At 71.8% G+C, this 19910-nt stretch carries 13 protein-coding genes; 4 read left to right on the top strand and 9 right to left on the bottom strand.

Features of this window, described 5'->3' with window-relative positions; all coding sequences use genetic code 11:
• Positions 1 to 7: 7 nt before the first annotated feature.
• Positions 8 to 2155, bottom strand: a complete 2148-nt coding sequence (locus WMF11_RS33865) for a TOMM precursor leader peptide-binding protein (RefSeq protein WP_437973668.1) — start codon at positions 2153 to 2155, stop codon at positions 8 to 10.
• Positions 2156 to 3332: 1177 nt separating this feature from the next.
• On the opposite strand from WMF11_RS33865, the gene WMF11_RS33860 reads away from it, so the two are divergent.
• On the top strand, positions 3333 to 5207 hold the full coding sequence (locus WMF11_RS33860) for an amidohydrolase family protein (RefSeq protein ID WP_437973667.1): 1875 nt from the start codon (positions 3333 to 3335) through the stop codon (positions 5205 to 5207).
• 40 nt (positions 5208 to 5247) lie between these two features.
• Here the strand turns inward: WMF11_RS33860 and WMF11_RS33855 are convergent, their stop codons facing one another.
• The gene (locus WMF11_RS33855; RefSeq protein WP_437973666.1) at positions 5248 to 6336 is read right to left on the bottom strand and encodes a serine/threonine-protein kinase; all 1089 of its coding nucleotides are present in this window, start codon (positions 6334 to 6336) and stop codon (positions 5248 to 5250) included.
• A gap of 903 nt (positions 6337 to 7239) precedes the next feature.
• Between WMF11_RS33855 and WMF11_RS33850 the strand changes: the two genes are divergently transcribed.
• From WMF11_RS33850 to WMF11_RS33840, 3 genes are all read left to right on the top strand, one after another.
• Positions 7240 to 8475 (top strand): hypothetical protein, encoded by a 1236-nt coding sequence (locus WMF11_RS33850; RefSeq protein ID WP_437973665.1) that lies wholly within the window; start codon positions 7240 to 7242, stop codon positions 8473 to 8475.
• Between the two features lie 193 nt (positions 8476 to 8668).
• Entirely contained in the window at positions 8669 to 9304 is a 636-nt protein-coding gene (locus WMF11_RS33845; protein WP_437973664.1) for an MBL fold metallo-hydrolase, read from the top strand.
• Between the two features lie 165 nt (positions 9305 to 9469).
• Positions 9470 to 10588 (top strand): branched-chain amino acid aminotransferase, encoded by a 1119-nt coding sequence (locus WMF11_RS33840; RefSeq protein WP_437903367.1) that lies wholly within the window; start codon positions 9470 to 9472, stop codon positions 10586 to 10588.
• Between the two features lie 267 nt (positions 10589 to 10855).
• Here the strand turns inward: WMF11_RS33840 and WMF11_RS33835 are convergent, their stop codons facing one another.
• The 7 genes from WMF11_RS33835 to xylF all read right to left on the bottom strand — a co-directional run bounded on the left by WMF11_RS33835 (position 10856) and on the right by xylF (position 19858).
• On the bottom strand, positions 10856 to 12250 hold the full coding sequence (locus tag WMF11_RS33835; RefSeq protein WP_437903365.1) for a sigma-54-dependent transcriptional regulator: 1395 nt from the start codon (positions 12248 to 12250) through the stop codon (positions 10856 to 10858).
• Between the two features lie 155 nt (positions 12251 to 12405).
• Positions 12406 to 12846 (bottom strand): response regulator, encoded by a 441-nt coding sequence (locus WMF11_RS33830; RefSeq protein WP_437973663.1) that lies wholly within the window; start codon positions 12844 to 12846, stop codon positions 12406 to 12408.
• A gap of 75 nt (positions 12847 to 12921) precedes the next feature.
• Positions 12922 to 14523 (bottom strand): protoglobin domain-containing protein, encoded by a 1602-nt coding sequence (locus WMF11_RS33825; protein ID WP_437903362.1) that lies wholly within the window; start codon positions 14521 to 14523, stop codon positions 12922 to 12924.
• Positions 14524 to 14537: 14 nt separating this feature from the next.
• Entirely contained in the window at positions 14538 to 15068 is a 531-nt protein-coding gene (locus WMF11_RS33820; RefSeq protein ID WP_437740382.1) for an adenylyl-sulfate kinase, read from the bottom strand.
• Complete coding sequence (locus tag WMF11_RS33815) at positions 15065 to 16180, bottom strand: aminoglycoside phosphotransferase family protein (protein WP_437973662.1); 1116 nt, start codon at positions 16178 to 16180, stop codon at positions 15065 to 15067. Before WMF11_RS33815 ends, WMF11_RS33820 begins: the two co-directional genes overlap by 4 nt.
• 246 nt (positions 16181 to 16426) lie before the next feature.
• Positions 16427 to 18304 (bottom strand): multicopper oxidase family protein, encoded by a 1878-nt coding sequence (locus tag WMF11_RS33810; RefSeq protein ID WP_437979364.1) that lies wholly within the window; start codon positions 18302 to 18304, stop codon positions 16427 to 16429.
• 462 nt (positions 18305 to 18766) lie between these two features.
• Positions 18767 to 19858, bottom strand: a complete 1092-nt coding sequence (gene xylF, locus WMF11_RS33805) for a D-xylose ABC transporter substrate-binding protein (RefSeq protein WP_437911049.1) — start codon at positions 19856 to 19858, stop codon at positions 18767 to 18769.
• Positions 19859 to 19910 lie beyond the last annotated feature (52 nt).

Raw genomic sequence — 19910 nt, 5'->3', positions numbered from 1 at the left:
TCCTCTCTCAGGCCATCGGGTGAGGGTCAGGGTTGATGCCGTGGGGGGTCATCGAACGGAGACGCGGATTACCGAGCTGAGCGAGCTGGTGGCCGAAATGGATCTGCTGGAAAGCGGGCCCGAGCGCCCGGACGACACGGAACGGGGTCACCGCGAGGTCGGGCGACGTCACGTCCACGATCGCGATGCGCAGCCCCGCGGCCTGCACACGCCGGGTGAGCTCGGACAGCGAGACCTCCTCGGGCTCCTCGAGCTCGGCGGCGGTCACCATGCTCCCCCGGCGGAGGAAGGCGAAGGCCGCGGCGCGGCTCGGGGGGAGGTAGTAGACCGCGTGATCCTCGAGCGTGAGCACGTCCTCCGGCCGCTCGGGGATGGCGACGTGTTCGCCCGTCATCAGGCGGAAGGCGTAATTGCCTATCTGGCCCTGCTCGAGGATGGCTTTCCGGATCGCGGTGAGGGGGCTCAGGTGGGCGGAGATCGAGACCACCGCGCCGGGCCAGCGCTTGCCGTCGCCGTAACCGACGCACATCACCACGGGGACCGAGACGCCCGCGTCGAGCAGGTACAGCTCGATCCTCGCGCCGCGCTCCTCGAGCTGCCTCGCTATCTCGTGCAGCTCGGGGTCGAGCGAGTCGTCGGGCAAGATCCGCCGCCCTGGCCGGCGAGCGAGCCACGAGATCATGAACGCGTCGCGCTCGATGAGCTCGAGCGCGGCCCCCATCGACGCGCCCTCGAGCGTCGCGCCCGCGGCGAGCCCGTTCGAGGTCACCTGGCAGAAGTGGGCGTGGTGTCCTGCGCAGTAGCCGTAGTAGGTCGGGAGCGCCGGAACGTAGACGGGCGCGCCGGTGTCCATCCAGCGCCCGAGGGCCCAGTCCATGGGCGCGGCCGGATCGACCCGCGCGTAGGGGAATCCGGGCTTTGCATACTGCTCCTCGCTGTAGAGACAGAGCTGCTCCGGCGCGATGAAGTCGCCCTTCATTCCGGCGACCGAGGAGCGAAGGAGCTGCTTTCGGTCGACGAGCTCGGCAGAGTAGCGCTCGACCGCCTCGCCGGTCGCTCCGATCAGGGCCTCGACGGCCGTGACGCCCTTCCCGATGCCGGCCTGCGGCTCGCGCGAGCGGCGGGCGTGCGGCGAGCCGTCGGTGTACTCGCCGAGGAGCGCCGTGGCCGTGACGCACGCCTCAGGGGCGAGCGCCGGGCTCGCCGCGTCCAGCATGAGGCGGTGGACGATGCCCGCCCGCGCGTCGACGACGCCGGCGAGCATCCGCCGGAGCGCCGCGGGGTCGGGTGCGTCGCGCAAGTGTGCGCTCGAGCCCGGACGTGGGCTTCCGGTGCGGAGAGCTTCGGCGGCGCCGCCGCAGACCGCGCACCAGGGCATCTGCAGGACGGCGTGGAGCGACGCCTCCGGGTCGACGAGGCCCTGGACCATGAACCGTCCCGCGAGCCGCGACGCGCCTCGGTTCACCAGCAGATCGACGGCCGCGAGCGCGACGGCGTGGCCCAGGAACGCCGGCATCGGGGCGAGGTAGGTGCGCCCGCGGCGCTCCGGGCGCGCGGCGAGGAGCGACGCGTGGAGCGCGTGATCCGCCTCTGGCTGATTGCTGAGAGCGAGCCTCCGCAGGCGGCAGCAGTCCCAGCACGCGGTCTCGCCCGGCACGACGGCCGGTCCGATCACCGCCTCGAGCCCCTCGAGGTGCGCGCTGAGCGACAGGACGGACGCCGCGTGAGCGAAGCGGGCGACGCCCTGAAGGACGAGGAGATCATCGCCGGAGACGCAGGCGAGGATCAGGTCCCAGCCGGTATCCTCCTGGACGATCGGGCGCTCCGCGGCGGCGAGCAGCGTCCCGGGCGTGATCGCGCAGCCGGGGGCGAGCCGCGACAGCGCCGTGGAGAGCGCACGCGCTCGATCCTCTCCGAGATCCGCCTCGGCGAAGGGGCCGAGATCGTCGGCCGTGACCTCCCTGTCGTCGAGGACGTGGAGCGCGCCGACGCCCAGACACGCGAGCTCGGTGGCCGCGATGACGCCCCACGGTTCGAGCCCGACGATGAGGACGCGTGATCGCGCGAGCTTCTCGCGCGCCTCGGCCAGCGCAGGCGGGGCGGTCCCCTCGAGCGCGGGAGCGGTGGTCGCTGAGCTGGGCAGTTGAGTGGCCACGCGAGATCTCCAGGAAAGCGCAGCGCGGCGGCGCTCCGGCGAGCGGCCGTCCTGCACCTTCGGTAAAGAGGTCCAATCCCGGTGCTCGGGGAGCTGTGCCCCGGCAAGCGAAGGAGAGAAGAGACTCGAGATCTCACCAGACCGCGCGCCGTCGCGCGATCGTGGTGAGCCGGGGGAGACGGGAAGGTGTCTTTCAGACCGCGCGCCGTCGCGCGATCGTGGTGAGCCGGGGGAGACGGGAAGGTGCCTTTTCGAACTCTCGCGCTCCTCGTCTCCCTCCAGGGCTCTATCGCTCGGCCTCGCCGGCCTCAGGGCTAGCTACAGCCGCCGCAACGACACCCGCCGCAACGACAGCCGCCGCAACGACAGCCGCCGCACCCGCCGCAACGACAGCCGCCGCACCCGCCGCAACGACACCCGCCGCAACGACAGCCGCCGCACCCGCCGCACCCGCCGCAGTTGTAGTTGGCCGGAGTCGCTGTTGCCATGTCGTCCAGCCTGGTCGACAAATCGTCGATGGCGTTGCGCAGCTCCTTCACAGTAACGTCCAGATCTTTCGGAGAATTGTTTTCGATCTTCGGATCACTCATCGCAGAGCCTCCCACAAGTAGGTGAGGCACGCAAAGGGTCTTCGTCAATACGGTGGTTCGTCTCCGCGCGACGGAAGCTCGGTTGGACTCCCTATCATTCCAGGGCGCCCCGATCCGTGGACAGTGCGAGAGACGCCGCCGCCAAAGGAGGGCGTCCGCGGGCTCCTTTCTCATGCTCGCCCCACACCGGTGGCTCTTCCGGGTAACCCGGATCGCCGCCGGAGCAGCAGAGAAGGCCGGAACAACATCGAGCGTGACTCCCTGCGTTCCCTCCGTGTGCCCGGGCGGCTGGACTTCCGAAATAGGCCCATCTGTCAAGCTCGCCTGCGATCTGGAGCCGTCCTCCGCTCGGGCCGGAGATGCCCAGGGGCCGTCGGGGACAGAGCGCCTCGCTCGAGCCGCCCGCCTCGATACGAACAATCCTGGATAACGCGGCACGCTGCGGGCGCGCGTGCACCGCGCCGTGCGCGCCGCTTCATTCGATTGCTTTTGTGCGCTGTGTCCGGTACGCGGTCTGCCGCTTCTCGGGTGCTCCTGGCGCCCATCGATAACGGAGTGTCATGCGCCGTACTTCGCTCGGACTTGCGATGGATCGTCTCGCTTTGTGGTTCGTCGCTGCGTCAACGTGGCTCGTGGGCTGCGGCGTCGCGGAGAGCCCCTCGACGCCCAGCGCGGCCGAGGTGGGGTGTGCGGGCTGCACCGTGCTGAAGGGAGGCATGGTGTTCGACGGCACGCGCGCCGCCAGGGCAACGGTGGTGATCGAGGGCGACAGGGTGAAGCAGGTCGTCTTCGGCGACGCCGAGCCCCGCGTCGAGGCCGGGGGCGGCGAGGTGGTGGACGTCGCCGGCAAGACGGTCCTCCCCGGGCTCATCGATCTCCACGTCCACTCGCTGAGCGTCGCCGGGCCCTATGCTTATTATGACGGCGACCTCCACCTCGAGGACCACACGAAGGCGATGCTCCGGGCGGGCGTGACCTCGTACCTCGACCTCGGCTCATCCCAGCACGTCATCTTCGAGCAGCGATCGCGCATCGACGCCGGCGACCTCCTCGCGCCGCAGCTCTTCGCCGCCGGGCCCCTGCTCACGCCGACCGGAGGGCACCCCTGCTATCAAGGCAGCCCGCCCGGCGACTACTGCGTCTTCATCGACTCGCCCGCCGACGTCGACAAGGCCTTCGAGGCGCTCCTCCCGAGGGCCCCCGATTTCATCAAGATCGTGCTCGAGGGGGGCGGATCGCTCCCGCTGCCGCGCCTGACGCGCGCGTCCGTGGCGGCGATCCAGGAGGCCGCCGCGGCCGCGGGCGTCCGGGTGATCGCCCACGCGACGGCGGCCTCGGACATCGAGGCCGCGCTCGACGGCGGCGTGACGCTCTTCGCGCACGTCCCGGACGAGGACCCGATCTCAGCAGACCTCGCGCGGAGGATGGCCGCCGCCGGGGCCGTCGTCGTCCCCACGCTCGCGGTGGCGGACGGCCTGTACCGCACGGCCCACGGGGCGCTGGCCGAGCTCGACGACCCCGCCCTCGTCGATGACGTGCCGGCCGGCGTGATCGCGGCCCTGCGTGACCCCTCGTTGCTCGCGGAGCTCAGGACAGCGCGTTTCCTGGAGCTCGTGAAGCGGCGGCGCGACCATGCGATCGCGAACCTCGTCACCTGCTACCAGGCGGGGGTCACCATCGCCGCCGGCACCGACGCCGGCAACCCGGGCGTCTTTCACGGGCTGAGCCTGCGCCGCGAGGTCGCGCTCCTCGTCGAGGCCGGGATGTCGCCCCTCGAGGCGCTCGCCGCCGCCACGCGCCGCGCCGCGGACGTGCTCGGGCGGCCCGATCTCGGGCGCCTCGAGCGAGGGGCGCTCGCGGACGTGCTCGTGGTCGACGGCGATCCGCTCGCCGACGTCCGCGCGCTCGAGCGCGTGTCGCGCGTCTACAAGTCGGGCGTCCTCCTCGATCGCGAGGCGCTCGCGTTGCCGCGCAAGACGGGCCTCGCGCGGGAGCCCAGGACGGGCTCCGGCCCCGGCGAGACGTGCCTCGCCGCGTCGGAGTGCGCGCCCGCGCAGTCGTGCAACCCGGCCCAGGTCTGCGCCGCGACCTGCAGAGCCGCCTCGGACTGCGCGCCGGGGAGCGCGTGTTTCCTCGATGGCGGCTCGTTCAGGGGGGCCTGCATCGACGGCGACGGCTGCGATCTCTTCGCGCAGGACTGCGACAACGGCGCTGCCTGCGTGTTCTGGGGCAACGGCTCGACGTCGTGCTGGAACGCGGGCGCGGGCTCGGACGGGCAGCCGTGCGACGCGTCGTTCGCGTGCGCGCCCGGCAGCATCTGCGACCCCTCGAACACCTGCAGAGCGCTCTGCGATCCGCGCGGCGAGCGCGCCGCGCCGTGCCCGAGCGGCGAGCGGTGCGCGGATCACAGCGCGCTCGCGGGGCTCCCCGTGGGGACCTGCGAGCCGGCCGGGCGCCGCTGAGCGCGCGACGAGGCCGGGCGCGCGATGGCGCCGCGCGCGCTCAGCGCGACACGAGCAGCCAGGCGATCACGCTCCCGATCGTGAAGAACACGACGCCCGCGCCGGCGATCACGGCCCGCGACGTCCGCCGCTCGATGAAGCTGGCCGCGGCCCGGAGGCTGGACGGGGCGGCGATGGCGATGCCGCTGTCGGGCGCGCTCATCTTCTGGACGGCGGCGTCGAGCGCCACGAGCACGGCGCGCGCGTGGGGGAAGCGGTCGTCCGGGTCCTTGGCGAGCAGGCGCATCACGACCGCCTCCAGCGCGGGCGGGACGACGACGCCGGGGGAGCGCTCGGCGATCGGCGGCGGCACGGCCGACCGGTGCTGCGCGAACAGCGCCGACGGCTCGACCGCCGTGAAGGGGTGCTTGCCCGCGAGCATCTCGTAGAGGATGACGCCGAGCGCGTAGAGGTCGGCCCGCCGGTCGACGGAGCGCATGCCGAGCGCCGCCTCGGGCGCCATGTACGCCACCGTGCCGAGCAGCACGCCGGCGTTCGTCAGCGAGCGGCGCGAGCCGTCGTCGGTGATGGAGAACTGCTCGATCGGCACCTTGGCGAGGCCGAAGTCGATGAGCAGGACGCGCTCCTCCGGCCCGTCGAGGACCATGACGTTGAGCGGCTTCACGTCCCTGTGCACGATCCCGAAGTCGTGCGCCGCGTTGAGCGCGCTCGCGAGCTGGCGCGCGATGTTCGCCGCGCGCAGCGGCGGGACGGGGCCCTGGTCGATGAGCTTCCGCAGCGTGATGCCGCGGATGAACTCCATCACCATGAACCACGCGCCGTCGTCGAGCTGGTTGATCTCGTAGACCGCCGCGACGTTGGGGTGGAAGATGTGGCGACCGGCGAGCGCCTCGCGCTCGAAGCGCTCGATGAGCTCCGGCAGCTCCTCGGCGTCCGGGTGGAGCACCTTGACGGCCACGTCCTCGCCGGTCGCGAGCTTCTTTGCCCTGAAGACGGCGGCGATGCCGCCCATCGCGACGAGCTCCTCGAGGCGATAGCGGTGGACGAGCGTGCGCCCGACGAACGTCATCGCGCGCTCTCGCGCCGCGGAGCTCGCCTGGCCTCCCGCGATGAACACGGACTCGCTCATGCTGCCGCGCCTCCAGGCCGAGCCCCGCGCGCGGCGTCGTCGACGAGGCCGCAGCGCAGGGCTCGCACAGCCGCGCCGCGCGCTCCCCCGTGACCGCGCGCCACGCGGCGGAACAGCGGATCCACCCTGGATGACATCGTACGTTCACACACGCGGCGTCCGGAGGGTAGCGCCCCTGCGCGCCCAGCGCCATCTTCCCGGTTGGGCGCGGGGGCGAGGCGCTCGTGAGGGAGCGGGCGGGCGGCGCCGAGGCTGGAGCTCACGAAGCGCGCGTGAGCCAGGCTTCCCGAGCGGCCTTCGGGAGATCGCGCCCACCGCCGCCGCCGCGCGCGCTCTCTCGAGATTCCACCGCTCCGCCGTGATCGTGAGTCGCCGGGCTGCGCCGTCTCCTGCGCTGATGGCGCTGCCTCATCGTGTCTCCGGCCGGGGCGTGCGGAGACCCCTCATCGCCTGTGCCTCACGGCCGCGCGACGGGAGCGCCGGCCGCGCGAGGTGCGGAGTCGCGCCCGCGGCCCCGACGTGGCGAGAGCCCGTTGCGCGCTGGGCGGCGCTCGCCCGTCGCCGGCGGAGCGCGACCACTTGTCGGTAGATCCAGCGACATTGCCGGAGCTCCAGCCGCGCGCGCCCGCGCGGGGCGGCCGAGCCAGCGCGCCCGCACGCCCGCGCGCGCCGGGGTCGAGCCTGCTGTCCTGCCACGAGCGCCCTCGCCCGCTGCATCGGCGTCATCCGCCTCCGGATCCGCACGAGGCGTGCCCGGTCGTGCGCGGACGAACTAGGGTTGAAAACACATCAAGTTCACAGATGCGTTTCTTCGACAGGCTCGTGTAGCCTGTATGGGTGGAGGTTTCCATGCACAGCACAATGCGTCGCACCGTTCTCCTCGGGCTCGTTTCCGGACTCGCCGTGGCAGCTTGCTCCACGCCTGAGGCGTCGAACCTCTTCGTTACCGGCGGGTCCGGTCCGGGGACCACGGCTTCCGCGGGAGGAGGCGAGGGCGGCGCGCCGGGCACGGGAGGCGCGGCGGGCGTGGGCGGCCAGGGCACCGGGGGCGAGCCGGGCGTGGGCGGAGCGACCGCGGGGAGCGGCGGGAGCGGGGGCGTGGGGCCCATCATCGACGAGCCGCCGGTCTGCGGGGACGTTTACGTCGATTGCGACGCGGATGCCGAGAACAGCTGTGAGGTCAACGTGACGAACGACGCCCTCCATTGCGGCACTTGCCCCGTCGACTGCGATGGCACCTGCCGGGACGGCACGTGCATCCGCACCTCGATCCACATCTCGGGCCAGCGGGATCCGCTGTACCTCGCCATCGCCAACGGCGTCGTGTTCTGGACCAACGGGGAGCAGGGCGTGGTCAGGCAATGGACGCAGGGCGAAGCCGTCGCGATCAACATCGCCACCGCGCAGGTCCAGCCGGCCGATATCAAGGCCGACGCCACCCACGTCTTCTGGGCCAACCAGGGCGTGGCCGGCGAGAGCGACGGTCAGGTGATGAGGGCGCGGGTCGGCGGCCAGGAGGCGCCGGTCGCGATCGCCGCAGGGCAGCCCGATCCGTTCGGCATCGCGATCGACGAGGAGTTCGTCTACTGGACCAACCGCGAGGAGGGCGGCTCCGTGGTCCGCGCGCGGAAGGACTCGGACGGCAACGGGCCGTTCACCGTCATCTCGGACGGGGGCGGGACGACCCACGCCCTCGCGGTCGACGAGACGCACGTCTACTGGACCGTGCGCGACGAGCGCGGCATGGTGATGTCCGCGCCCAAGGGCTCCACGGGCGAAGGCCCGTTCACCACGCTGGCGGCCGATCAAGGCCAGGTGCGCGAGATCGCCGTCGATGCGACGCACGTCTACTGGACGACCAGCAGGACCGGCAACGTGATGCGGGTGGCCAAGACCGGCGGAGAGCCCACGGTGATCGCGAGCGGCCAGGGGAACCCGAGGGGCATCGCTGCCGATGCGACGGGCGTTTACTGGGCGGACCCCACCTCACCGAACGTCATGAGGATGCTGCCGAACGGCATCATCGGGGCCGTGGCGGCCGGCGAGCCCTCGCCCTACGGCATCGCCCTCGACGCGACGCGCGTCTACTGGACCAACGGGCTCGGAACGAACGGCACCATCGTGAGCGCCCCGAAGTAGCGGTCGCGGGCGGCCAGCGCGCGCGGGATCGAGCACCCGAGGTCCGCGAGGAGCCGACGTCCCGCGCGTCCTTCAGCGCCGCGGCGCCGCAGCGCCGCGCGCTCCGGGCGGTGCTCGATCGGAGCTCGCGGCGCCGCCTCGCCGACGATGTCGCGCGTGGAGGTCGGGGCTCCGCGTGCTACAAGCTCGCCCTGTGCTGCTCGAGACGTTCTCCGTGGGTCCGCTGGGGTGCAACTGCTCGATCCTCGTCGACCCCGTGAGCAAGGGCGCCGTGGTCATCGACCCCGGGGGCGATTTCGACAAGATCCGCGCGCGCGTCGAGCAGGCCGGGGCGAAGGTCGCGGCCATCGTGCACACGCACACCCATATCGATCACGTGGGCGCCACGGCGCCGCTCCAGCGCTGGTCCGGCGCCGCGGCCCGCATTCACGAGGCCGACCGCTTCCTCTACGACATGCTCCCCGTCCAGGCGGCGATGCTCGGCATTGCGCTGCCGGAGCGGTGCGAGGTCGACGGCGACCTGAACGACGGCGCGGTCGTGAAGGCGGGCGGGCTCGATCTGCACGTGCTCCACACGCCGGGGCACACGCCGGGCAGCGTCTCGTTCCTGGTGCTCGCGGAGACGGGCGCCGTCGCGTTCACGGGGGACACCCTGTTCCGGCGCAGCATCGGCCGGACCGATCTGTGGGGTGGCGACTCGCAGGCGATCGTCTCCTCCATCCGGGGCAAGCTGCTCACGCTCGATCCGTCGACCCGGGTCGTTACCGGACACGGCCCCTCCACGACGATCGGCGAGGAGCGCGACAGGAATCCCTTTTTGCGGTCGTGACGCGCCGCTCGCTCGCGCGCTCGCTTGTACACGTCGCCGCGGTGCTTTCTCGCGAGAAAGTGCTTGCATCCCGTCAGGATTCTTTCGAAAAATGCCGCGCGACGATGACGCGCGTCGGCCCACTCGAGCCGGGTCGACCGCTGTCCGCCGCGGAAGTCGAGCACGATGAGCACCGAAAGCGCGCCTGCCACGAAGGTTGATCTCGAGATCCTAGCCACGCCGCATCCCCTCGGCGACGCGGAGCGCGCGCAGCGCATGCAGAACCCTGGCTTCGGGCGCGTGTTCACGGAGCACATGGTCGTGATCCCGTACGCGGCGGACAGGGGCTGGCTCCGGGGGCAGATCCGGCCGTACGCGCCGATCACGCTCGATCCTGCGGCGATGGTGCTGCATTACGGTCAGGCGATCTTCGAGGGCTTCAAGGCCTATCGGCAGCCGGACGGGCGCATCAAGACGTTCCGGCCGGAGGCGAACGCGCGCCGCTTCAATAGCTCTGCCCGCCGGCTGGCGATGCCGGAGATGCCGGTTGATCTGTTCGTCGGCGCGGTCGACGCCCTGATCCGCCAGGATCGCGCATGGGTCCCCTCGCCCGTGGGTGAGAGCCTGTATATCCGACCGTTGATGTTCGCCACCGAGGTGGCGCTCGGGGTGAGGGCGTCGCGCGACTACGATTTCCTGGTGATCGCGTCGCCTGCGGCCGCGTATTTCCCTCAGGGCGTGAAGCCGGTGACGGTCTGGATCTCGGAGGATTTCGTCCGGGCGGCGCCGGGCGGCACGGGCGCGGCCAAGTTCGCGGGCAACTACGCCGCGAGCCTGCTCGCGCAGATGAACGCCGCGGCCGAGGGCTGTGCGCAGGTGGTCTGGCTCGATGCCGTCCAGCGCAGCGTCGTCGAGGAGATGGGGGGAATGAACATCTTCTTCGTCTACGAGGAGCGGGGGCGCCCCGTGATCGTGACCCCCGAGCTGACAGGCACGCTCCTGCCGGGCATCACCCGCGACAGCATCATCCAGCTCGCCCGGGATTTCGGCTATGCCGCGGAGGAGCGCAGGGTCACCTTCGACGAGTGGCGCGCGGCGGTGCGCGAGGGCCGCATGACCGAGGCGTTCGCGTGCGGGACGGCCGCGGTCATCACGCCCATCGGCGCCGTGAAGTCCCGCGAGGGGACCTTCTCCATCCACAACAACGAGACGGGCCCCGTGGCGGCGCGCTTCCGCGAGGCGCTGCTCGACATCCAGCACGGCCTCGCCCCCGATCGCCACAGCTGGATGCACGACGTGGTCTGAGCGGACGGTCACCCGCTTCGGATACGGGCCCACCTCGGCGTTTTCGGTGCTCAGCGCACCGGAGTGCGCTTGCGCGCCGAAAACGCCGATCTGGGCCCGTCTCCTGTGCGGGTGACCGTCCGCTCCGCGCTGCGCGGCATGGTGCAGAGGGTGGCCGTCCGCGCTGCGCGGCATGGTGCAGAGGGTGGCCGTCCGCGCTGCGCGGCATGGTGCAGAGGGTGGCCGTCCGCGCTGCTCGGCATGGTGCAGAGGGGGGCGAAAACCGCTCTACTGGGCCGCTGGCGGGCGCTTGGACTTCGCCGTCAGCCCGTATTCGTGCAGGCGGTACTGGATGGTGCGTATGCTGATGTCCAGGAGCTCGGCCGCGCGCGTCGTCGAGCCGTTCGTCGCCTCGAGCGTCGACAGGATGGCATAGCGCTCTATCTCCGCCATGGTGGCGCCCGGGATCCGCAGGGCCCCCTTGGCGACCGGCGCGGCGTCGATGGGGAGGTGCTCCGCGTCGATGCGCGCGTCGTCGCACAGGACGACCGCCCGCTCGATCGCGTTCTCGAGCTCCCGCACGTTCCCGGGCCACCGGTGCGCGATGAGCTTCGCCCGGGCCTCGTCGGTGAACCCCTCGATCTTGCGGTGGTTCTCCGCCGCGAACCGGCGCAGGAAGTGATTCGCCAGGAGCAGCACGTCGGTGTCGCGGATGCGCAGCGGCGGCATGTCGATGTGGACGACGTTGAGCCGGTAGTAGAGGTCCTCCCGGAAGTGGCCCTCCTGCACCGCCGCCGCGAGATCGCGGTTCGTCGCCGCGATGAGCCGCACGTCGACGGTCACGGAGTCGTTCCCGCCGACGCGCTCGAACGTCCTCTCCTGGAGGACGCGGAGCAGCTTCACCTGCGTCGAGGGGGCGATCTCGCCGACCTCGTCGAGGAAGAGCGTCCCGCCGTGCGCCTGCTCGAACCGCCCGATGCGGCGCTTGTCGGCGCCCGTGAACGCGCCGCGCTCGTGGCCGAACAGCTCGCTCTCGAGCAGGGACTCCGCGAGCGCCGCGCAGTGCAGCGTCACGAAGGGCCCCTTGGCGCGCGAGCCCTTCGCGTGGATCGCGCGCGCGAGCTCGCCCTTGCCCGTGCCGCTCTCGCCGGTGATGAGCACCGTCGCCCGCGCGCCCGCCACCTGCCGGGCCATCCGGTAGACCCTCTGCATCGCCGGGCTCGTCCCGATGAGCCCCTCCACGCCCTCGCCCTGGCGCTCTCGCAGCTGCCGGCGGAGGTTCTCCGCCTCGACCCGGAGCGCGCTCCGCTCGAGGGCGCGCTCCAGCGTGAGGAGGAGCGCGTCGAAGTCGACCGGCTTCGTCAGGTAATCCTCGGCCCCCGCCCGCATCGCCAGCACCGCCGAGGTCACGTCCCCGAACGCGGTGACGACGATCACCGGCAGCGCCGGATCCTGCTCGCGCAGCTTCCCGAGCAGCGCCACCCCATCCATCCTGGGCATCTTCAGATCCGTGATGACGACGTCCGGCGGCCGCTCCGCCGCGACCTCGATCGCCTCGACGCCGTCCGCCGCCGCGTCGACGGTATAACCCTCCTGGCGCAGCAGCTTCTCCAGCCCCGAGCGCGCGCTCGCCTCGTCGTCCACGACGAGCACCCTCGAGCTCTGCCTCTTCTCAGCGTTCATATCGTTCCTTCCGAACATACCGTGTCCGCGAGGCGCTGCGACACTCGTTCGGCGGCGGCAGGGGGCCGGCGGGAGGGCCGCGCCGGGGCAGGCGGCGGGCGACGCAGCCGTTGCACGCGGGCGCAAGCCGTTCGCCGGGCCTGCGCGCCCCCTGCTCAGGCCGCGGGAGGGAAGGGGGAGCTCGGCCGCGTGGCGCGCGAGGCGTCGGCGAGCGCCGCGTCCGCGGTGGCGCGGAGCTCGTCGCTCAGGGCGATGTAGTCGATCGGCTTCGTGTGCACAACCGCCGCGGGCTCCAGCCCTCGCCCGAGGCGCGCCACGAGGTCGGGGTACCCGGTGAAGAAGAACAGCGGGAGATCCGGCCGGAGCGATCTCGCGTAGCGCGCGACCGCGATTCCATCGGCGTGGGGCATCCGGAAATCGGTCACCAGGATGTCCGGGATCGGGCGGCGGGACAGCCGCGCGATGGCGAGCGCGCCGTTCGTGGCCAGCTCCACCCGGAAGCCGTCCTCTTCGAGCAGGCGCTCGAGGAGGCGAGCGCTCTGCACGTCGTCGTCCACGAGCAGGATCAGCGGTTGTTCGGTGCTGCGCGGTTCCACGCCCGGATCTCTACCAAGTTGCGTGCCAGCCCTCGGGCCGCCGCCGCGCGCGGCCAGCCAGGAGAGCGGCGGAGGTCAGCCGGAGCGGCGCAGCGGGAGCGTCACGCGGAAGAGCGTCTTCCCCGGGCGGCTCTGGAATTCGATGGTCCCCTCGTGATCGGTGACGATGCGGTGAGCGATCGCCAGCCCGAGCCCGGTGCCGTTCGGCTTCGTCGAGAAGAACGGATCGAAGATCGGCGCGTCCGGGCTCGCGATCCCGGGGCCGTCGTCCTCCACCTCGACGACGGCGTGGCGCGGCTGCCGCCGCGCGCGGAGGGTGACCGTGCCGCCTCCGGACGCGTCCACCGCCTCGATCGCGTTGCGGAGCAGGTTCAAGAGGACCTGCTCGATCTTCGCCGGATCGAGGTCGAGCACGATGTCGGTCGAGGGCAGGTCGACCTTCACCGCGGCCTGCGCGCCGGCGCCGTCCGACGACGCCGCGACGCGCGCCGCCCGCTCGCAGAGCGGGACGACGGGCGTCGGCCGGAGGTACAGCGGCTGCGGCCGGGCGAAGTCCAGGAACTCGCTGACGAGCGCCGAGAGGCGGCGGATCTCGTCGCGGACGACCTGGATCGCCTCCAGCGTGTCCGGGTCCTTCAGGCCGGCGCGCGCGAGCCCCCGCTCGAGGAAGGTCACGTGGAGCTGCGCGCCGTTCAGCGGGTTCCTGATCTCGTGCGCGAGGCCCGCCGCGAGGGTCCCCACCGCGGCGAGCTTCTCGCTCTGGCGCACGCGCGCGGCGAGCGCGTTCTCGTCGGTCGTGTCCTGCCCGATCGCGAACAGCACCACCTCGTCGTCGGCCGCGGAAGGGGCGTACGCGAGCTGCCAGCGCAGATCGCGGATCTTGCCGGCGCGCGTGCGCACGATGCTCTCCAGCAGATCGACGCTGGGGCGGCGGCCAGCGGCGACGTCCTCCACGAGCGCGCCGTGATCCGCGCGGATCTCCTCGGGGAGGAGCGCCTCGACGAACGGCACCCCGAGCACGTCCTCGCGCGCGAGCCCCGTGATCCGCTCCGCTTCCCGGTTGAAGAGCCGCACGATCGCGTGCGCGTCGAGGCCCACGACGAGGACGCGGGCCAGCTCGACCGCGCTCTTGTACCGGTGCTCCGTGCGCGCGAGCGTGCGGCCGACCTCCTCGCGGTCCAGGCGCTCGGCGCGCTGCGCGCGCGCGAGGAAGTCGTCGCGGTACGTCTCGAGCATGATGGCGAGCTCGAGATCGAGCACCTTGCTCACCGCCGCCCTGACCGGGATCACCTCCGCGCCGAGCGCGCCCTGGGCGATCTCGTGGAACGCGAGCCGGATGAGCGTCATCGCCGTGAACATGTACCGCTGGGGGAGGCCCACCCGGACGTGGATCCGCCCGATCTTCGCGCTCTCCTCGAAGTACGCGCCGTCGTAGGGCCCCGTGCAGATGCGCGTCATCCAGCGGACGAGCGAGCGCTTGAGCCGCTCCACCTGCTCCTCGCCGGTGAAGACGTCGTGCGCGCCCTCGTGCTCGCGGATGCGATCGTAGAACTCGTCGGCGATGCGGGGGAAGTGCGGCTCCGCGTGCGCGCGGAGCACGGCGAGCCAGCGCTCGTCCTGCTCGCTGAAGCGGACGTACCGCTTGATCTCGTCGAAGAGCGTCTCCTGCGCGGGCACGGTGACCGTGTTTATCACGGCCCCGCCCCCGCCGAGGCGGACCAGGATCTCGCGCGCTCGAGCAGCGCCGCGAGCGCCGCCTCGTCCTCGCCGCCGCGCGCGACGAGCTCCGGCGCGAGCGGCGCCTCGTAGTCGGCGCCCGCGCCCGGGAGCGCGCCGATCTCCCCGGCGCCTGCCGCGTGGTAGAGCCCCTTCGGGTCGCGCTCCCTGCAGGTCGCCGGCGCGACGTCCACGTAGACCTCGATGAGCCGCGGCGCGAGCGCGCGGGCGCGCTCCCGGTAGGCGCGGCGGTGCGCCGTCGCCGCGACGATCACGATCGGCCCCTGGCGCGCGAGCAGCGCCGCGAGGCGCGCGAGCGTCTCGTAGAAATCGTCGCGAGCGCGCGGGTCGTAGCCGGGCCGCGGGACCAGGGCGTCGCGCACCTCGTCCCCGTCGAGGAGGCAGCTCGCCCGCCCCTCGCCGAGCAGCGCCCGGTGCGCCCGCGCGGCCAGCGTCGATTTACCCGACGACGGGAGCCCCGTGATCCAGACGACCCCGCCGCTCACGCGAAGAGCCTCTCGGCGTCGTCCGGATCGAAGCGCGGCGCGTCGAGGGCGCGCTCCACGAAGGAGAGCAGCGCGTCCCTCGCCCGCGCCGTGACCGCGGGGTACCACCCGGGGTTGGCCAGCACGAGCGCGCGCCACGCGAGGAACGGCGCCGCCACGTCGAGCAGCCCCGCGGCGCCGCCCGAGCCGAGGTAGACCTCCCAGAGCCGCCGCCACAGCGCGCGGAAGCCGCCCTCCCACGCACCAGGCGCGTCCAGCGCGAAGAAGACGTAATTGATGGCGAGGCAGGTGACGTCGTCCGCGGGATCGCCCTGGGACCCGCGGCTCGTGTCGAGCAGCGTGAGCCGCGACGCCTCGTCGAACACGATGTTGAACGGGTGGAAATCGCCGTGCGTGCGGGCCAGCCGATGATCCCGGCCGCGGAGCTTCCATCGCCACGCCACGCAGCGCCGCTCGATGGCCTGGAGCCGCTCGGGCGGCGCGCCGGGCACGTCGTCCGGATAGCCGTCGATGATGCCGAAGATGCCTTCACCGTGGCCCACGAGATCGCGCGCCGCGCGGCGGTAGCTGCCCGGCTGCGCGCCCTTCGCGCCGTGGAGGGCGATGAGGTACCTGGCGAGCGCCTCGCAGCGCGCGAAATCCTCGGGGCCCGCGCGCCGCTCCCTCGCGATCCGGCGCAGATCCGCGGCGTAGACGTCTCCCTCCGCGTACGTGGTCAGGAGATAGAACTCGCCCGCGTCCCGCAGGGACAGGAAGTGACCGTCGCGCGTCAGCGAGCCGACGTCCACGACCTCGACGTGCGCCGGGATCGACCCGAAGGTGTCGAAGGCGAGCAGCGCCTCCGCCGCGCGATCCGCCCGCCTGTCGTGGCCGAACGCGTCCGCCGTCGACGTGTGCAGGACCAGCTTCTGCCTGGAGCCATCGGGCCTCGCCACCGTGATCCGGCGGGGTACGCCGTAGCCGGCGGCCTTCTCGGTCTGGTCGTGGCCCGAGGGGTTGTCGGGTCCGAGGAGGGTGATCTCCTCGACGCGCGCCTCAGGAAACGCTGCATCGATGAGCTCGCGGACCGGGCGTACGGGATCGGATTCAGGCAGGACCGACGGGGCGCTCATGGTCTCCTCGGATGTGGCGACGTGCTCGAGTGAGCATGCGCGCAGCAAGAAGCAGGCCGCATAGCTGACGAGCCTGCTCCAGATGCACCTCGGGGAGCGGGTCGGATCCTGGAGCGCGCGGGGCCTTCGGCGGGCTGATGAGCGCGGGCACGCACCGGGACCGGGCCGGGCGCTCGCAGGACCTGCGCTGCCGCGCGAGGCGTGCGCGGGGCCGCGCGACGTCGCGCGGCGTCAGGCGGGGCGGGATCAGCGGGTCGGGATCCCGGGCGGCGTGGGACCGATCTGGTAAGGCCGCATCATCTCGTTGTCTTCGTGCTCGAGGATGTGGCAGTGCCACACGAACCGGCCGGGGCTCTCGAACACCATCTTGATGCGCGTGATCTCGAACGGCAGCGCGACGACGGTGTCCTTGCGGCCCTCCTCCCCGGCCTCCGGCGGGCGCGGGGCGCCGTCGAACGGCTGGCGATCGACGATCGCGAAGTGGACCTCGTGGACGTGGATCGGGTGCGCGTCCACGGTGAAGTTGTAGATCTCCCACACCTCGGTCGATCCCAGGGCCGGGTTCTCGGTGATGGGATCGTGCCAGAAGAGCGGCCTCGCCGCGCGGGAGCCCGGAGGAGGCTCCAGCGTGCCCAGCGCGGCCACGCTCAGGCCGGCGTCGGGCCGGAGCGCGGAGCTCAGGTCGCTCAGGGACACCTGGCGCACGAGCGCCGCATCTCCGAGGGGGGCGAGCCGCGGCAGCGCGAGCCGGTGCGGTGGCGTGCTCGAGTCCGCGCCGGTCGCCGGCACGACGCGGAGCTGCATCACCTGCCCTGTCGTCGCCGGATCGGCGGCGGCCTGCGGGCCGCCGGTGAACGGCGCGTCCGGACCGAGGTTGAGGAGGACGGGCTCGGCGCCGGCGCGGACGCCGCTGAAATCCACGATCACGTCCGCGCGCTCGGCCGGAGCGAGCAGGAGGGTCCCGCGCTCCACGGGGGAAGGGAGGAATCCGCCGTCCGAGCCGATCTGCCAGAACGGGAGGCCGTTATCCATCTTCAGGATCAAGAACCGCGAGGCGCTGCCGTTCAGGATGCGGAAGCGGTACCGCCGCTGCTCGACCTCCAGATAGGGCCATGCCTGGCCGTTGACGACGAGGACGTCGCCGAAGAACTCCGGGACCCAGATCGGCGAGATATCGCCCTTCGGGATGTAGATGTCCGCGAGCTCGGGGGCGAGCCCGCGCGACGCTGGATAGAAGAGCGACCCGTCGTCGTTGAAGGAGCGGTCCTGGATCAAGAGCGGGATCTCGTACACCCTCGCTCCTGGGCGGTCTCCCGGTCGCGGGGCTGGTCCGGGCAGGACGCCCTGCGGCAGATCGTCCGGCCCGCCGCGGATCAGGTAGAAGCCGGCCGGCCCCGCGTAGACGTTGAGCCGGGTGATGCCGAGCGTGTGGTCGTGGTACCAGAGCGTCGCGGCCCGCTGGTCGTTCGGGTACTGGAACACGGCCGCGCCCGGCTCCCACAGGCCCCCGAGCGGCGACGTGCGCTGGTAGTAGTCGTAGAAGGTGCCCGTCGCCGCGTACCCCTCGGGGATGTCGGTCGCCGCGGGGAGATACCAGGCCTCGGGATAACCGTCGTTCTCTTGCCCCATCCTGGCCATCCCGTGGAGGTGCGTGACGATCGGCACCGGGCCCCGGTACGGTCCTGGCGGGCAATCGCCAGGGAACGCGGGCCGGCTGTCGCGGCCCTGCGCCCCGCCGGGCGGGTTGGCCCAGTGCAGGGTCGGGTCGACAGGGAGCAAATGAGGGAGGAAGCGGCCGGTCTCAGGGTCCCTGAGATCGTTGATCCACTTCACCCGCACCGGCCTGCGGTACCTCGCCTCGACGGTGAACGCCGGATAGGCGAACGTCTCCGGGTGATGGACGGAGCCGTAGCTCCAGACGGTCGTCGGGGGCAAACCCAGCTCGGGTGGAAGGATGTGCTGCTCGATCTGCCGGACGGCGATCTCGTAGGCGTCGCTGCCCGCGCTGCCCGCGCCGAGCCCCGTGGCCAGGGGCATGACCTCCGGGATGAGCAACGGGCGCGTGTACCTGGGGATGGCGGCGCCGGAGAGGGTCGGGGCCGAGCCCGGGACGTCCGGACACATGGACACGGCCGCCCTCATCACGCCACCTCGCCGGAGCGCCGTGACCCCGTCGCGGTCGGACCGTGCTTCCGTGGCTCTCGTCGCTTCATGGAGGACATCGCGTCTCCTTGCCTCGCGCGGCGCTGCGAGGGCGCAGCATCATGACCAGCGCACGGCTCCGGTCCACGCAGGAAGCACCGGATTCGAGGAGCCCCTGGATCACGGACGATCGCCATGATCGCAAGGCCCCCGGCGACGCGCCGCGTTCCGCCGTTCGGAGCGGGGTTGCCTCGGACGATGCGCCGCCCACGGACCGCGGGTGAGAGGGGATGTTGCGTGCCGGTGGCTCTCCGGGCGAAGAGCCTCATCGAGGATCGCGGCCGTCGAGACGGGCGCAGAGGGGGAGGGGCGGACCTGACCCGGCGGCTGGTCGCCTCGCGGCGGCCGGGGCGCTCGCCGGGCCCTGGATGTCCAGCTAGGGGCCTACTTGGCCGGCCACTGGTCCTTGGGGAGGTCCTTGTAGACGTCCTCGACCTTGTGGAAGCCGTCCGCGATCACCGTCGCGGCGAGGTTGTCCTTGTCCACGGCGACCGGCGTGATGAGCACGCTCTGGACGTCCTTCTTGCCGTTGTTGACCGTCTGCGTCTTCTCGCCGACGGGCTCCTTCTTCGCCAGCTTGACGGCGAGCTCGGCGGCCTTCTCGGCGAGCAGCTTGAGCGGCTTGTAGACGGTCATGCTCTGGGTGCCGGCCGCGATCCGCTGGCAGGCGGCGAGCTCGGCGTCCTGGCCCGAGACGCCGACCTTGCCGGCGAGCTTCTGCTCGCCGAGGGCCTGGACGGCCGCGCCCGCGAGCCCGTCGTTCGACGCGACGACCGCCGTGACGTTGTTGTTGTTCTTGGTGAGGGCGTTCTCGGTGATCTTGAGCCCCTCGACCGGCTGCCAGTCCTTGGCCCACTGGTCCGCCACCGTCTTGATGTCGCCCTTGTCGATGAGCGGCTTCAGGATGTTCATCTGCCCTTCGCGGAAGAGCTTCGCGTTGTTGTCGGTCGGGGAGCCGCCGATGAGGATGTAGTTCCCCTTCGGGAACTTCTTCACGAGGGCCTCGGCCTGGAGCTCGCCCACCTTGACGTTGTCGAAGGACACGTAGAGGTCCACGTCGGAGTCGAGGATCAGCCGGTCGTACGCGATGACGGGCACGCCCTGCTTGTGCGCCGACTCGACGATGGTGGCCGTCGTCTTGGCGTTGTGGGGCACGACAACGAGCACGTCGACGCCCTGCGTGAGCAGGTTCTCCGCCTGCGAGTTCTGGAGGGCGTCGTCGCTGTTCGCGGACTGCACGAGCACCTGGGCGCCGAGCGTCTCGGCCTTCGCCTTGAACAGGTCGCGGTCGCGCTGCCACCGCTCCTCCTTGAGGGTGTCCATGGAGAAGCCGATCGTGATCTTGTCTTTCTTCTTCTCCGGGCCCTTGGCTTCCGCACCCTTGGCGGCTGCTGTTGCCTCGGGCTTGTTCGCGCTCGCGCCGCCTTCATCCGGCTTCGAGCAGCCGGCCGAGAACGCGAGCGAGAACAACGCCATGAGAAAGGTGGAGCGACGAATCAAGGTGACCTCCGCGTGAGATGAATGGGAT

The sequence above is a fragment of the Sorangium sp. So ce295 genome (assembly GCF_051527405.1).
In the GTDB taxonomy this organism is placed as follows: domain Bacteria; phylum Myxococcota_A; class Polyangia; order Polyangiales; family Polyangiaceae; genus Sorangium; species Sorangium cellulosum_B.
The sequence above is the reverse complement of the archived record's forward strand: the minus strand, read 5'-3'. Positions and strand labels throughout refer to the sequence as shown.

Excerpts from the sequence above, each read along its gene's own strand:
- WMF11_RS33810 (WP_437979364.1), bottom strand. The coding sequence starts at position 18,304 with ATGTGTCCGGACGTCCCGGGCTCGGCCCCGACCCTCTCCGGCGCCGCC.
- WMF11_RS33835 (WP_437903365.1), bottom strand. The coding sequence starts at position 12,250 with ATGAACGCTGAGAAGAGGCAGAGCTCGAGGGTGCTCGTCGTGGACGAC.
- WMF11_RS33860 (WP_437973667.1), top strand. The coding sequence starts at position 3,333 with ATGGATCGTCTCGCTTTGTGGTTCGTCGCTGCGTCAACGTGGCTCGTG.
- xylF (WP_437911049.1), bottom strand. The coding sequence starts at position 19,858 with ATGGCGTTGTTCTCGCTCGCGTTCTCGGCCGGCTGCTCGAAGCCGGAT.
- WMF11_RS33840 (WP_437903367.1), top strand. The coding sequence starts at position 9,470 with ATGAGCACCGAAAGCGCGCCTGCCACGAAGGTTGATCTCGAGATCCTA.
- WMF11_RS33815 (WP_437973662.1), bottom strand. The coding sequence starts at position 16,180 with ATGAGCGCCCCGTCGGTCCTGCCTGAATCCGATCCCGTACGCCCGGTC.
- WMF11_RS33855 (WP_437973666.1), bottom strand. The coding sequence starts at position 6,336 with ATGAGCGAGTCCGTGTTCATCGCGGGAGGCCAGGCGAGCTCCGCGGCG.